This window comes from Brevibacterium linens ATCC 9172 (assembly GCF_900169165.1).
Classification (GTDB): Bacteria; Actinomycetota; Actinomycetes; order Actinomycetales; family Brevibacteriaceae; genus Brevibacterium; species Brevibacterium linens.
Genome location: NZ_FXYY01000011.1, coordinates 1 through 13,493 on the forward strand (window position 1 = coordinate 1; position 13,493 = coordinate 13,493).

13 protein-coding genes are annotated in these 13,493 nt (G+C 65.7%); 3 read left to right on the plus strand and 10 right to left on the minus strand.

Annotated elements, in window-relative coordinates:
* Positions 1 to 161: 161 nt before the first annotated feature.
* From betC to BLIN9172_RS10005, 10 genes are all read right to left on the minus strand, one after another.
* The gene (gene betC, locus BLIN9172_RS09965; RefSeq protein WP_101554945.1) at positions 162 to 1,772 is read right to left on the minus strand and encodes a choline-sulfatase; all 1,611 of its coding nucleotides are present in this window, start codon (positions 1,770 to 1,772) and stop codon (positions 162 to 164) included.
* Positions 1,769 to 3,976, minus strand: coding sequence for a BCCT family transporter (locus tag BLIN9172_RS09970; RefSeq protein ID WP_373270462.1), 2,208 nt, complete (start codon positions 3,974 to 3,976; stop codon positions 1,769 to 1,771). Before BLIN9172_RS09970 ends, betC begins: the two co-directional genes overlap by 4 nt.
* Positions 3,977 to 4,159: 183 nt before the next feature.
* On the minus strand, positions 4,160 to 4,291 hold the full coding sequence (locus tag BLIN9172_RS18550) for a hypothetical protein (protein WP_257904167.1): 132 nt from the start codon (positions 4,289 to 4,291) through the stop codon (positions 4,160 to 4,162).
* 202 nt (positions 4,292 to 4,493) lie between these two features.
* Positions 4,494 to 4,808 carry a DMT family transporter gene (locus tag BLIN9172_RS09975; protein ID WP_101554946.1) on the minus strand — a complete coding sequence of 105 codons (315 nt, stop codon included), beginning with the start codon at positions 4,806 to 4,808 and terminating at the stop codon, positions 4,494 to 4,496.
* Positions 4,805 to 5,164, minus strand: a complete 360-nt coding sequence (locus tag BLIN9172_RS09980) for an SMR family transporter (protein ID WP_025779936.1) — start codon at positions 5,162 to 5,164, stop codon at positions 4,805 to 4,807. Before BLIN9172_RS09980 ends, BLIN9172_RS09975 begins: the two co-directional genes overlap by 4 nt.
* Entirely contained in the window at positions 5,161 to 5,796 is a 636-nt protein-coding gene (locus BLIN9172_RS09985; RefSeq protein WP_101554947.1) for a TetR/AcrR family transcriptional regulator, read from the minus strand. The genes BLIN9172_RS09980 and BLIN9172_RS09985 overlap by 4 nt, the downstream gene beginning before the upstream one ends.
* A gap of 168 nt (positions 5,797 to 5,964) precedes the next feature.
* Positions 5,965 to 6,756: an ABC transporter ATP-binding protein gene (locus BLIN9172_RS09990; protein WP_025779940.1), complete on the minus strand. Its 792-nt coding sequence runs from the start codon at positions 6,754 to 6,756 to the stop codon at positions 5,965 to 5,967.
* Positions 6,757 to 6,761: 5 nt separating this feature from the next.
* Positions 6,762 to 7,745 carry an ABC transporter permease gene (locus tag BLIN9172_RS09995; protein ID WP_025779942.1) on the minus strand — a complete coding sequence of 328 codons (984 nt, stop codon included), beginning with the start codon at positions 7,743 to 7,745 and terminating at the stop codon, positions 6,762 to 6,764.
* A gap of 145 nt (positions 7,746 to 7,890) precedes the next feature.
* Positions 7,891 to 8,868 carry an ABC transporter substrate-binding protein gene (locus BLIN9172_RS10000; protein WP_101554948.1) on the minus strand — a complete coding sequence of 326 codons (978 nt, stop codon included), beginning with the start codon at positions 8,866 to 8,868 and terminating at the stop codon, positions 7,891 to 7,893.
* Positions 8,869 to 9,133: 265 nt separating this feature from the next.
* Positions 9,134 to 11,521, minus strand: a complete 2,388-nt coding sequence (locus BLIN9172_RS10005) for a S9 family peptidase (RefSeq protein WP_101554949.1) — start codon at positions 11,519 to 11,521, stop codon at positions 9,134 to 9,136.
* Positions 11,522 to 11,610: 89 nt separating this feature from the next.
* Here BLIN9172_RS10005 and BLIN9172_RS18115 point away from each other — a divergent pair, with 89 nt between their 5' ends.
* From BLIN9172_RS18115 to BLIN9172_RS10015, 3 genes are read left to right on the plus strand one after another with little or no spacing between them, the layout of a single operon-like run.
* Positions 11,611 to 11,757 carry a hypothetical protein gene (locus tag BLIN9172_RS18115; protein WP_164742760.1) on the plus strand — a complete coding sequence of 49 codons (147 nt, stop codon included), beginning with the start codon at positions 11,611 to 11,613 and terminating at the stop codon, positions 11,755 to 11,757.
* Positions 11,758 to 11,792: 35 nt separating this feature from the next.
* Complete coding sequence (locus tag BLIN9172_RS10010; protein WP_025779948.1) at positions 11,793 to 12,830, plus strand: Bug family tripartite tricarboxylate transporter substrate binding protein; 1,038 nt, start codon at positions 11,793 to 11,795, stop codon at positions 12,828 to 12,830.
* Positions 12,827 to 13,492, plus strand: coding sequence for a tripartite tricarboxylate transporter TctB family protein (locus BLIN9172_RS10015; protein ID WP_025779950.1), 666 nt, complete (start codon positions 12,827 to 12,829; stop codon positions 13,490 to 13,492). Before BLIN9172_RS10010 ends, BLIN9172_RS10015 begins: the two co-directional genes overlap by 4 nt.
* Position 13,493: the final 1 nt, after the last annotated feature.

Genomic DNA, 13,493 nt, shown 5'->3' on the forward strand with positions numbered 1-13,493 from the left:
GCGCAGCATCCGGAACGGTTCGCGAAACCACCGACGACCCCGGCACCAGCCGAGGTCGTCGGGATCAACCATCGAGAGATAGACACGCTAGCAGCGTGAGTGACTCCAAACAGCTTGACAGGGCGCGGCGCTCACACTTCGAACCCGCGGGCGCAGCGCGGTCAGTCGGCGGCAGGGATCTTGCCGAAGCGGAACGCCGACCAGAAGTCACCGCGCACGTAGCCGTGCTCCGGCTCCGGGTCGAAGTCCCAGTGGCGGACACGGCCGACCTTGAGCGCATCGGCGACAAGCTGACGGCTGCGCTGCGAACCGAGCACATGCTCCTCGAGATGCTCGAGATCGTAGCGGGACTCGAGTTCGGCGCGCATCGACTCCCGCGCCTGGGCATAGGCCGGATCCTCGGCCCGATTGACCAACTCGTCGGGGTCGGCGGCCAGGTCGAAGAGCAGCTCCGGGTCGCCCGGGCACACGGTGAGCTTGAGATCCCCACGCACCAGCGTGACCTGCGGCCGGTAGGTGCCTTCGGCGAAGTACTCGATGACGACGTCGCGGTCCTCGGACTCGAACTCGCCGGCGGCCTCCCGCCGGGCGGACTCGAGCAGCGAGGTTCCGCTCAGACCGTCATCGATCGCCGAGGCGGCCCCGGAGTTCGCATCGCCGGCACCCACCCGTGCTTCTCCCGTGGACTCGGAAGAGCCGGAGGCCTGGCCCGTGCCCTGGGCGATGTCGAGCAGGGTCGGCGCGAGGTCGACGAGGCTGACCGGGTTCGCATACCGGCCCGGGGCGATCACCTCGGCGGGTCCGTTGATGATGAGCGGGACCCGGGAGGACTGTTCGTACGGGGACATCTTGAACCACAGCCCCTTCTCCCCCAACATGTCGCCGTGGTCGCTCGTGACGATGATGACGGTGTTGTCCGTCAGGTCGAGTTCGGCCAGCCGGCGTCGGATGGCTCCGACGTGGTCGTCGATGTAGTTGACCGCCGCGTAGTAGGCCCGACGTGCCCGCCGCACATCCTCGATGCCCGGTTCGCGTTCGTCGAAGCCGCACATCGTGCGCAGGCGGTGACTGTGCGGGTCCACGGCCGGATCGGGAACCTCGGGGTGGGCTGGATCCGGGATGGGCACCTCGGCGAATCGGTCCCAGTTGGCCTTCGGCGGCTCGTACGGGTCGTGGGGATGGATGAACGAGGTGACCATCAGGAACGGCTGGTCGGTCCCGGCGGCCTGATTCGCGCGTTTGCGATCGTTGAGGTGACGCAGGGTCTTGAAGATCACCTCGTCGTCGAAGTCCTGCTGGACGTTCGCGGTCGCCGCACCGGCGGTGAACACGGGGTCGGCCTCGTGATACCACTGCAGCTTCTGCTCCAGGGGACGGTTCCAGTCGGGCACCATATCGAGGTCGGCCGGGTACACGTCCGTGGTCAGCCGCTCTTCGAAACCGTGGTGCTGGTCAGGACCGATGAAGTGCATCCGCCCGATCAGCGCCGTGTGATAGCCGAGCTTGCGCAGGCGGTGCGCGAAGGTTGGCACCGAGGCTGCGAAGTCATCGCCGTTGTCGAGGCAGTCGATCTCCGAGGGCATCCGCCCGGTCATCATCGACGCCCGCGACGGCGAGCACAGCGGAGTATTGCAGTACGCACGGTCGAAGACGGCTCCATCGGCGGCCAGGGCGTCCATGTTCGGCGTCAGCGCGGCCGCATCTCCGTAGGCGCCGAGGGCCTGGGCGGCCATCTGATCGGCTTGGATGACGACGATGTTCGGGGTGGTCATGAGTGGTCCTCTCTGCGGTCGGAGCCGAGGTCGGCTGCGGAATCGGTCACCGAATCCGGGTCGGATTCCGTCGCCGAGGCGGCCCCGGAGTCCGCATCGGTCGTGGAGGCGGCGTTCCCGTCCGTCGCGTCCGTCGTCGAGGCGGCGTCCGCCTCGGCGTGGGCGGTACCGTCATCCGGAGTCCATCCGTCGGCCCACTCCCCCGTCTCGTAGTCGAATCCGACGGGTTCGCCGTTCTCGTCCGTGCGCTGGTACCAGCCGGTGTAGTCCTCGTGCTCGGAGTCGATGCCGCAGTTCGCGCCGTCTCCCGGTTCGGTGGGCACGACCTGCAGGGCGAAGTCGTCACCATAGGATTCGGCACCGGCGACCACCGCATTGTCCACGGCGTTCTGCGCGTACTTCCGGCGCAGTGCCATCGGGTCGGTGCGCAGCTCCCTCACCCAGGCGATGATGATGAAGAGCATGATGACCGCGAACGGCACGGCCGTGACGATGACGAGCTGCTGGAGGCCCTCGAGGGCGTTCGCGTTGCCGAGCAGGAGCATGACCACGGAGATGCCCGACATCACCAGGCCCCAGAACACGACCACCCACTTCTTCGGCTCCTGGTCGCCGCGGCTGGCGAGCATGCCCATGACCACGGAGGCGGAGTCCGCCGAGGTGATGAAGAAGATCGCGAGCACGACGATCGCCACGAACGGCAGCCATTCGACGTAGGGAAGGTTGTCGACGAGGGCGAAGAAGACCTCGGGTGCGGCCATGCTGTCGGAGAACCCGGCGGCGCCGTCCCGGTACATCGAGATCGAGGTTCCGCCCATGATCCCGTAGGCGACGAAGAGCAGCGTCGAGGGGATGAAGATCGTGCCGAGGAGGAACTGGCGGATGCTGCGCCCGCGCGAGATGCGGGCGATGAAGGTGCCGACGAAAGGCGACCAGGAGATCCACCAGGCCCAGTAGTAGACGGTCCACACCGACTGGAACTCCTGGGTATCGGAGCCCCAGGACAGGGACTTGCCCATGAGGTCGAACATCGACCCGAGGTACTCCATGAGCGCCGAGGGCAGCAGGTTGAGCAGGAACAGGGTCGGCCCGAGGAAGAGGACGATGCCGACGATGCCGATCGTGAGCACGATGTTGATGCTCGACAGGTAGCGGATGCCCTTCGACACACCCGAGACCGCGGAGATGATGAAGCCGATGGTGAGGACGAGGATGATGATGACGAGCATATTGTTCGTCATCGGTCCCGCACCGGAGACGATGCTCACTCCGGTGCCGATCTGCATGGCTGCGATGCCGAGCGCGGCGGCCGTGCCGAACAGTGTGGCGACGATGGCGAAGATGTCGACGAGTTTGCCGGCGAAGCCCTCCGACTGTCGTTTGCCGAAGAGGCCGACGAAGATCGAGGACAGCAGCAGGGACCTGCCGCGGCGATAGGCGGCGTACGCGATCGCGCCGCCCACCAGGGCGTACATCGCCCAAGCGTGGAATCCCCAGTGGTAGTAGGTCTGCGCCATCGCGCCGTGGAGCGCTTCGATCGACTCCGGATCATTCGTCAGCGGGGGTGGAGTGATGAAGTAGGTCAGCGGCTCGGAGGGGCCGAAGAAGAGGACTCCGATGCCGATGCCCGCAGCGAAGAGCATCGCCACCCAGGCGAACGTGGAGAACTCGGCCTTCTCCCCGTCCTTTCCGAGCGGGATCTTTCCGTACGGGGAGAACGCGAGGATGAGCATCGCGACGAGGATGACGAGGGCGACGAGGTTGAACAGCCAGCCCACATTCATCGTCGACCAGTCGAATGCGGCCTGCGCCACCGAGGCGACGCTGCCGGAATCGGCGATGCCCCAGATGACGAAGGCGACCGTGAGGGTTCCGGCGATCGCGAAGATCACTTTGTCGAGGGAGTACCGGCGTCGCTGTTCGTCGATGGCGATGCCGGGCACGAGGATCGGGTGGGTGTCGTGCGGGTAGTGGCCGTGTGTGTCTTCGAGATCGGCCTTCACGGGACCGCGCGGGCGGCGGTAGTCGAATTGGCCGAGGTTGCGCCCGGTCTCGCGACCGACGCGTTTGGCGTCAGCCCCCATCCGGCGGGCATCGGCCATGATCCGTTCGCGAGATGCGCGGCGGGCCGCCTCGGTGGGGGCATCGGACCGCTTTTCCGGACCCGGATCCTGTTCGTCGGTGCGTTTTGAGTCATCTGTCATGTGTCGGTTCACACTCTTTCGATTGTTGCGGAAACTGCCGAGATCGATCGGTGCCGCGCACGGAGACGAACGCGTCAGGAGCCGATGGCATGAACGCCCATCGGGTCAGAGTCGGAGATCAGGTGCTGCGACCGGCCGGCGGTCGTCGATCCGGCAGATGGTCTGCGGATCGGCGATCAGCGACTAGGGCTCTCCGCCCCACCAGCCGATGGCCACGGGTTCCCAGGAATCATTGGCGAAGCCGTAGCTCGGGCGTTCTCGATTCGGGGTCGACCATCCCCAGCGGTGGTGGTCGTCGAATCTGAGAGGGGTCATGCCTTCGGACGATAACAACTTGCGTGAGGCTTCACAATAAATCCTCAGCAGCGAATGGGCGCCGCCCTCGCCGAGGATGCACCGAGCTGAGCCCTCGCCGAGGATGCACCGGGCGTAGCCGCTCGGACCTGCCCCGCGCGGGAACGGTCAATCGGGCAGTCCTGGTCGATTCGGCAGTCCCGGTCGATTCGGCAGACCTGGGTCAGCCGATTTCGACGAGCACGACGCCGATGGCGATGAATCCGATGCCCAGCAGCGCCTTGCGCGTGAGCGGATCCTTCCAGATGACCCGGGAGAGCAGGCAGACCAGCGCGACTCCGCAGGCCGCCCACAGACCATAGGCGACGCCGAGCGGCATGCCCTCGGCGAGCGTGCGACCGAGGAAGAAGAAGGCCGCGGTGTAGCTGATGGCCACGGGAATGAACCAGATCCTGCGCTGCAGTCCGGCGCTCGCACGCAGGCACAGGGTGCCGGCGACCTCGCTGAGGATCGACAGGGCCAACCACATCCAGCTCATTCGGTCACCTCCGTCTCCACGGTCGCGGATTCTTCGGGAGTGCCGGATTCGACGAGGATGACGCCGATGATGATGAGGGCGATGCCGATGATGGCGCCGACGCTCAGGAGCTCACCGAAGAACACGACACCGAGCACGGCGACGAGGGCGACCCCGCTGGCCGACCACGTCGCGTAGACGGCGCCCAGCGGCATGCCCAGCCGCTGGGTGAGGCCGAGGATGAAGAAGGCCGCGGCGTAGAGGACGACGACCCCGGGAATCCACACGGGATCGGCGACCGCGGCACGCAGCATCAGGGTGGCGGCCACCTCGGCGAGGATGGCGGTGACGAGCAGCAGCAGACGTGTCGAGTTCATCCTGTCACCTCCGCTCCGGCGTCGTCGGACGCTTCCGCTCCGGCATCGTCGGACGCTCCCACAGCGACTCCCGCAGCGGCATCGATGGCTGCCTCAGCGCCATCGATGAGCGCGAGCGCGTGTGTGCGCACGGCCGCGAGATCACTGGAGGGGAACACTCCGGTGGCTTCGGACATCCATGCGCCGTCGGCACAGAATCGGGCTGCGGTGAGCAGAGACACGGCACGATCATCGAGCCCGGCGGTGTCGAACCACGGGCCGAGATGCTCGCTCCACGCCCGCGACAGCTTCGGGTGGTAGAGCGCATCGGAGAAGATCCAATAGTCGGCGCGCGAGACCTCGGCGGTGGTGGCCACGGTGACGTAGGCCCGGTGCCGGTCGAAGCTCGTCAGCTCCTGACTCGAATGTCCGGTGTGCTCGCGCAGCCGCTGCGCCCAGTCCTTCGCGGCATGGTCGACGAGCCCGAGCATGAGCGCTTCCTTGGACGGGAAGTGATACATCAGGCCCGGCTTCGTCAGTCCCGCCTGCTGCGCGACCGATTCGAGCGAGATCGTCACACCCTGCACCGAATCGTGCGATTCGGCCAGAGCCTTCGCCGCCTCGAGAATCCGCGTCCGTCCGTCATTCGCCATACCGCAACTTTACCAACCGGTTGGTAAAGTCCACCAGCGCGGAAGAGAGGGTGGTCCGCACCACGCGGTGTGAACCACCCTCTTATGCGCCTCGGCCGGGTGTCATGCGCGCGGCTGCTCTCCAGCGAGCCCGGCACCCTTGCGCTTCAGCGGCTGTCGAGTCTCGGCTCAGTTGAGCAGTGCCCGGTCGCCGAGCGTCGCTCCCTTGAGTTTCGAGAATTCGCCGAGCAGGGTCTCGACGGTCAGGTCCTTCTTCTCCTCGGCCGAAGCCTGGTAGATGATCCGCCCCTCGTGCATCATGATCAGCCGGTTGCCCAGCGCGATCGCCTGCTCCATATTGTGGGTGACCATGAGGGTGGTCAGCCCGTCGGCCTCGACGATCTTCTTCGTCAGGGTCGACACGAGGGCTGCACGCTGCGGGTCGAGAGCGGCGGTGTGCTCGTCGAGCAGCAGGATCCGCGGCTGGGTGAATCCGGCCATGAGCAGGCTCAGTGCCTGCCGCTGTCCGCCGGAGAGCAGTCCGACCTTCGTCTTCAGCCGGTTCTCGAGGCCGAGTTCGAGAGTCGCCAGCTCCTCTTTGAAGTGCTCGCGCCGTTCCGAGGTGGTCCCCCGCCCCAGCCCGCGCGGCTTTCCGCGTTTGAGCGCAAGGGAGAGGTTCTGTTCGATCGTGAGGTCCGGAGCGGTTCCGGCCATCGGATCCTGGAAGACTCGGCCCAGGTATCCCGCTCGCTTGTATTCGGGCATCCGCGACACCTCGGCACCGTCGATGGTGATCGACCCGGAGTCGATGGGCAGGCGGCCGGAGATGGTGTTGAGCAGGGTCGATTTTCCGGCACCGTTGGAACCGATGACGGTGACGAAGTCGGATTCGTCGAGTTCGAGCGAAAGCCCCTGCAGTGCCTTGCGTTCGTTGACGGTGCCGGGGAAGAAGGTCTTGGAGATGTTGTCGATCGTGAGCATGGGTCTCAGATCTCCTTCCCTGCTCGGGCGCCGGTCGCGCCGGCGGGGGTGTCGGCGACCTCGCCGGGGTCTTTCATCTCGGTCGTTCCCGCCGGCACCGAGGCGGTCGCGCGGTTGCCGCGCCCGCGCAGCGAGGGGATCCGTTTGAGGAACCCCCATCTGGGCAGCAGCAGTGCGATGACGACGAGCAGCGCGGTCGTCAGCTTCATATCGTTCGTATCCAGGCCCGCGCGCAGGGCGAGGAAGATGATGAGCCGGTAGAAGACCGACCCGAGGAGTGCGCCGAGGCTGGCCATGACGATGTTGCGGCCGCCGAACACGGCCTGGCCGAGGATCACCGAGGCGAGCCCGACGAGGATGAGGCCGATGCCCATGCTGATATCGGAGAACCCCTGGTACTGGGCGACGAGCGCTCCGCAGAGCGCGACGAATCCGTTCGACAGCGCCAGGGTGAGCATCGTCGAGTTGTCGGTGTTGACGCCGAGGCTGCGGATCATCTCCTTGTTGTTGCCGGTGGCCTGGATGGCCAGTCCGAGGTCGGTGGTGAGGAACCAGTCGATGGCGAACTTGAGGATGAGGGCGAAGGCCAGCAGGATCGCAATCGACACCCAGGTGCCCAAGAGCATGTTCTCGCGCAGCGGGGTGAACACGGTGTCTTCTCGCAGGAGCGGCAGGTTCGCCTTCCCCATGATCCGCAGGTTGATCGACCACAGGCCGATCATCGTGAGGATTCCGGCGAGCAGTCCGTCGATGCCGCCCTTCGTGTGGAGCAGGCCGGTGATGTAGCCGGCGATGAGTCCGGCGCCGATCGCCGCGAGCGTGGCCAGGAAAGGGTTGACCCCGGCGATGATGAGGGAGGCTGCGGTGGCGCCGCCCGTGGTGAAGCTTCCGTCGACGGTGAGGTCGGGGAAGTTGAGGACCTTGAAGGTCAGATAGACCCCGAGCGCCATCGCGCCGTAGATGAGCCCGAGCTCCAATGCTCCGAACATGGGTTTCCGTTCATTTCTGGTGTGTGGTTCGTGGTGGCCCCGAGGTCGTCGGCGTCGGTGCCGACGACCTCGGGGCCGGTGACGGCGGTGCAGTCGAGGAGTTCAGGACTCTCTGCACCGGGTCACGGGGTGTTGCGTGCGTCGATCACTCGATGACGTTGTCGGCTTCGTCGATGAGCTTCTGCGGAATCTCGGCACCCTGGGCCTCGGCGGCCTTCGGGTTGACGACGAGCTCGAGGTTCGAGCTGGTCTCGACGGGCATTTCGGCGGGCTTCTTTCCGTCCTGGAGGATCTTCAGAGCCATTTCGCCGGTCTGTTCGCCGAGCTTCGTGTAGTCGATGCCGCGGGTGATCGCCGCGCCGGATTCGACCTGACCGGCCTCCGACCCGACGAGCAGAGCCTTGTTCTTCTCTGCCGCCTGGACCATGGTCGACACGGCCGAGACGACGTTGTTGTCGGTGGGCACGTAGTAGGCGTCGACCTTGCCGAGCGAGTCCACGGCCTGAGCGAGCTCGCCCGAATTCGCGATCGTCGCTTCCTTGATCTCCACACCGAGGCCTTCTGCCGCCTTCTTCGCGAGATCGACCTGCACCTGCGAGTTGACCTCACCGGAGCTGTAGACGATGCCGACGGTCTTCGCATCGGGTTTGACATCCTTGACCAGCTTCAGCTGCTCTTCGACCGGGTTGAGGTCGGAGGTGCCGGTGACGTTGCCGCCGGGGCTGTCATTGGAATCGACGAGTCCGGCTTCTTCGGCGTCGGTGACGGCGGTGAAGAGCACGGGCTTGTCGGTGATCGCCTGGGCTGCGGCCTGAGCGGCCGGGGTGGCCACGGCGAGGACGAGGTCGAGGTCGTCGCTGGCGAACTGCTGAGCGATCGAGGTCGCATTGGCCTGTTCGCCCTGGGCGTTCTGCACGTCCCATTCGACGTCGACGCCGGCATCCTCGAACGACTTCTTGAAGCCTTCGGTGGCGGCGTCGAGCGCCGGGTGCTGCACGAGCTGCGAGACGCCGATGGAGAACGAATCGCCTTCGCCGCCACCGCTCTCACCGCCGCCGCAGGCCGAAACCGCAAGAATCGAACCGACCGCCACCATCGCTGTGGCCATTTTACTGAGACGCATTCTTCTCCCTTTCGGAATTTCGGTCCGCCGGTGCGGATCCGTCACGAATTCTGCATTCGACACCGCCGCTCCTCGCGGGCAAGGACCCTGACGGCAATGCAGATGAATGATGCGCCGCCGTCACTCAGACCGTCCTGAGTTCATGACGCGCATCACGTCGAATGTGATGATATCCACTCTATGGCCCGGCACTGACACCGGGTGCCGAATCCAGGTTTTGGAGACAATCGTCCCAGTATCGTTATCTGCGGCGACAGTCGTCCCCTCAGGCCTCTGTTTCGACGTCCGACCGTCCCAGCACGTCGAGGATCCAGGCGTATTCGAAGGCGATCTCCTTCCAGGCGTCATACCGTCCGGAGGCTCCTCCGTGACCGGCGACCATTTCGGTCTTGAGCAGAGCGTTCGCACCGACCTCGCGGAGTCGGGCGACCCATTTCGCGGGTTCGACGTAGAGGACTCGGGTGTCGTTGAGCGAGGTCACGGCCAAGATCTGCGGGTAGGCCGCCTCGGTGACGTTTTCGTAGGGAGAGTACGAGCGCATGTACTCGTAGACTTCCGGATCATGCAGCGGGTCGCCCCATTCCTCCCATTCGATGACGGTCAGGGGCAGCTCGGGCATGAGGATCGAGGTGAGCGCGTCGACGAAGGGCACGTCGGCGCTGATGCCGGCGAAGAGCTCGGGCGCCATGTTCGCAATCGCGCCCATGAGCAGGCCCCCGGCCGATCCGCCGCTGGCCACGAGCCGATCCGGACTCGTCCATCCGGTGTCGATGAGGTGGCGGGCGACGTCGATGAAGTCGGTGAACGTGTTCTTCTTCGCCGTGGTCTTGCCCTGGTCGTACCAGTATCGGCCCATTTCGCCGCCGCCGCGCACGTGCGCGATGGCGAAGACGACGCCGCGGTCGAGCAGCGACAGCCGCGAGACCGAGAAGTACGGGTCCATGCTCGCCTCGTACGAGCCGTATCCGTAGAGGAGCAGCGGTTTCGCCGAGGCGGCGCTGCCGTTCGCCTCGGCCGCGCCGACTCCGTCCGCTGCGCCCTCCGGCGAGGCGGGATCGCCGTGTCCGCCGTGTCCGTCGTGTTCGTCGGACTGGTGCAGGTCCTTGCGGAAGACCACCGAGATCGGGATGTCGGTGCCATCGCCGGCCTTCGCCCACAGGAGGGTTTCGCTGTAGGCGTCGAGGTCGACGGATCCGAGAACGGGCTGACGCTTGAGGACCGTGTCAGTGCCGTCTGCGACGCTGTGCGAATAGAGCACCGCGGGCGTCGACATGGAGGTGAAATGCAGTCGGACGCTCGTCTGCGCGAATTCGGGATTGCCGCCCAGTGACAGGGTTCCGGTCTCCCGGTCGAAGGGCAGCTCCTGCAGCGGCCCGAAGGGAGAGGAGGCATCGCCGAGGCGGATGATGCCGACGCGGGCGAAGCCGCCGCGACGGTAGCTGAGCACGATGAAGTCGGCGAAGGCGTCGACATCTTCGATGCGCAGGTCATCGACCCGCAGTTCGCCGTTGTGCGTTTCGCCGCTGCGCAGTTCGCCGTTGCGCAGCTCTCCGCTGCCGCCTGCGGCTTCGGTGACGATGACGTCGCGACCGGGCGCTGTCGGGTCGGCTGCGGGGACGTCGACGAGCTCGAAATCGGCGCGATTGCGGTTGTGGGTGATGAGGAATCGGTCCTCACCGCCGATGACGGCGTGCTCGACGGTGTATTCGACGCCGTCGACGCGGGGCCAGATCTCCTGGGGTTCTGCTTCGAGGTCGTCGACGCTGACGCCCCAGTACCCGGTGGTCGTCTTCGACCCGGTGACGACGAACATCATCCGGCCCGATCGTGAGAATCCCGATCCGACGAAGAAGCGCTCATCGGGTTCGTGGAAGATGCACACGTCGTCGCTGCTGTCGGTGCCGACCACGTGGCGCCACACCTTCTCCGGCCGCCAGGCGTCGTCGACAGTGGTGTAGAAGACGAAGCGACCGCTCGGGTCGAGGGAGGCTCCGGCGAAGGTGCCCTCGATCGTGTCGGCGAGGTCGTCTCCTGCGGCCAGGTCGCGGAGTCGGAGGGTGTAGCGTTCGTCGCCGGTGGTGTCGACACCGTAGAGGAGTCTGCTGCCGTCGTCCGAGAGTGAGAAGGAGCCGAGGGAGAAGAACTCCTGACCGGCGGCGGCGATGTTCGAGTCGAAGACGACTTCTTCACCGGGCAGAGGTTCTTCTCCGACCTCGGGCGGCGTCCAGTCATCGGGCCCGGAGATGGGGATCCGGACGCTGATGCCGTAGTCGAGCCCGGCCTTCGTGCGGGAGAAGTACCAATAGTTCCCGCGCCGGTTGGGCACGGACATATCGGTCTCTTTGATGCGCGTCTTGATCTCGGTGAAGATCGAATCTCGGAGCCCTTCGAGGTGAGCAGTCTGTGCGCTCGTCCAGGCGTTCTCTGCTTCGAGGTGGGCGATGACTTCGGGCGACTCCTTCTGGCGCATCCACTCGTAGTCGTCGATGAAGGTATGGCCGTGATGGGTGCGCTCGAAGGGAACTTTCTTCGCCACCGGTGCGGAAGCGGGGGTGGTCGCTGTCGAGGTCCCGGTCTCGGACTTGGTCCCAACCGCGGCCCCGGACGGGGTCTGTGCTGAAGGAACGGTGGCAGGAGAATCGGCATCAGTCATGGTCCCACCCTAGTCACTCCGCCCGCCCACCTCGTCTGCGGTCAGTCGGCCGAGGCGTTTCCGCGATTTTCGCTGTTATGCCTCGGGGAATGACCACGAACAGACGGGCCGCGACGGCCAGGCACCGGCGCGCAGCGATGACCCGCCGTGAGCAGAATGCACTCAACGCGCTCAATGAGCAGAAAGCGCAGAGCGAGCACAAGCTCGCAGTCGACACTCAGCAAGCTCTAAGGTGAGTCTCGCATCACACTCGCCTTCAAAGGAGAAGACCGTGCCACAGGCGCCACCTCCCGAGGATTCGACGGTCGAATCCTCCCATCCCTCACGACGCACCTTCGGACGCATCGCCTACGGGGCGATCGCCTTGGCGGCGATCGGAACGGCGACGACCTACTCGGTCAGGGCCGCCTCAGCGAAGGGCGACCTGTCGTCGAATCTCACCCTCATCGCTCCGGCCGGCGCCGGCGGCGGCTGGGACGGCTTTGCCCGCGAGACCCAGCAGGCCATGCGCGTCGACCGACTGGCCAACAACGCCCAGGTCGTCAACATCCCCGGAGCCGGCGGCACGATCGGCCTCGGCAAGTTCTCGACGATGCATGGTCGGGCGGACACGATCCTGGCCACGGGCACCGCCATGGTCGGCGGGATCGCACTGAACGAGTCGCCGGTCGGATTCGACAACACCACCCTGATGGCCCGCGTGGCCGAGGACTACGACGTCCTCATCGCCGCCGCCGATTCCCCGCACAATACGCTCGACGATGTCATCGGCGCATGGAAGAAGGATCCGCAAGGATTCGTGTGGACGGGCGGTTCGGCGGGTTCGGTCGACCATCTCACGATCGCGCAGCTCGCGCTCCTCGGCGGGATCGCCGCGTCCGACATCACCTATATCCCGAAGTCCGGCGGCGGCGAAGCGATCCAGACGCTGCTCTCGGGGACGACCGATTTCGCCTCCTGCGGCTTCAACGAGGTCTCCGACCAGATCGAGGCCGGACGCGTCAAGGCCATCGGCGTTGCCGCCCCGAAGCGGATCGAGGGCTTCGACGAGGTGCCGACGATGTCCGAACAGGGCTATGAGGTCACGCTGACGAACTGGCGCGGCTGGCTCGGAGCGCCGGACATCACCGGCGAGGAATCCGGCCAGCTGCTCGACATCCTTCAGAAGACCCGCGACAGCGCGGCCTGGAAGGACGCCCTCGAACGGAACAAATGGACCGACGTGTGGCTGACCGGCGACGAATTCGCCGAGTTCATCAAGGAGGACTCGTCACGGGTGGAGAAGCTGCTGAAGGAGTTGGGACTGTGAGCACACAGACGACGAAACGCACGGGCCACCTCGGCGCGGGAACCTGGTGGCAGGGACGGTCAGGACTCATCGTTCCCCTCATCATGGGAGCATTCTCGACGTATCTGCTCGTCGGCATCCTCACGATGGACGTGCCTGCGGATGCCGACAGACCGGGACCGCAGTTCTTCCCGACGATCATCATGCTCGTCGGCTACGCGCTGACGATCCTGCTGGTCATTGCCTATATCCGCAATCCCGAACCCGTCGATGTCGACGATGCGGTCCCGGCCCAGGTCGAAGAGGACAAGGCGTTCTCGACTCCGGTCACCTCGGCGGTCGCGGCCTCTCGACTCTCCCCTCATGAGGAAGACGAACCCGAGGACGACCGTGCCGCCCTGGCCGCGGCCCGCAAGGCCGATTCGACGCACCGCACTCACAGTGACTTCGTGTCCCTGGCTTGGGGCGCCGGCGGTTTCGCGGCGTTCGCCCTCATCCTCGAATTCGCCGGGTGGATCATCGCCGCAGCGCTGCTGTTCTGGTGTGTGGCCCGGTCGATGGGATCGAAGAAGCCGCTGTTCGACCTCACTCTGGCACTGACGTTCTCGTCCCTGGTCTACATCGCCTTCGCGGTGATGCTGGGACTCAACCTTCCTTCGGGGATTCTGGGAGGTGGCTTCTGAT

Excerpts from the sequence above, each read along its gene's own strand:
- betC (WP_101554945.1), bottom strand. The coding sequence starts at position 1,772 with ATGACCACCCCGAACATCGTCGTCATCCAAGCCGATCAGATGGCCGCC.
- BLIN9172_RS09970 (WP_373270462.1), bottom strand. The coding sequence starts at position 3,976 with ATGACAGATGACTCAAAACGCACCGACGAACAGGATCCGGGTCCGGAA.
- BLIN9172_RS18550 (WP_257904167.1), bottom strand. The coding sequence starts at position 4,291 with ATGACCCCTCTCAGATTCGACGACCACCACCGCTGGGGATGGTCGACC.
- BLIN9172_RS09975 (WP_101554946.1), bottom strand. The coding sequence starts at position 4,808 with ATGAGCTGGATGTGGTTGGCCCTGTCGATCCTCAGCGAGGTCGCCGGC.
- BLIN9172_RS09980 (WP_025779936.1), bottom strand. The coding sequence starts at position 5,164 with ATGAACTCGACACGTCTGCTGCTGCTCGTCACCGCCATCCTCGCCGAG.
- BLIN9172_RS09985 (WP_101554947.1), bottom strand. The coding sequence starts at position 5,796 with ATGGCGAATGACGGACGGACGCGGATTCTCGAGGCGGCGAAGGCTCTG.
- BLIN9172_RS09990 (WP_025779940.1), bottom strand. The coding sequence starts at position 6,756 with ATGCTCACGATCGACAACATCTCCAAGACCTTCTTCCCCGGCACCGTC.
- BLIN9172_RS09995 (WP_025779942.1), bottom strand. The coding sequence starts at position 7,745 with ATGTTCGGAGCATTGGAGCTCGGGCTCATCTACGGCGCGATGGCGCTC.
- BLIN9172_RS10000 (WP_101554948.1), bottom strand. The coding sequence starts at position 8,868 with ATGCGTCTCAGTAAAATGGCCACAGCGATGGTGGCGGTCGGTTCGATT.
- BLIN9172_RS10005 (WP_101554949.1), bottom strand. The coding sequence starts at position 11,521 with ATGACTGATGCCGATTCTCCTGCCACCGTTCCTTCAGCACAGACCCCG.
- BLIN9172_RS18115 (WP_164742760.1), top strand. The coding sequence starts at position 11,611 with ATGACCACGAACAGACGGGCCGCGACGGCCAGGCACCGGCGCGCAGCG.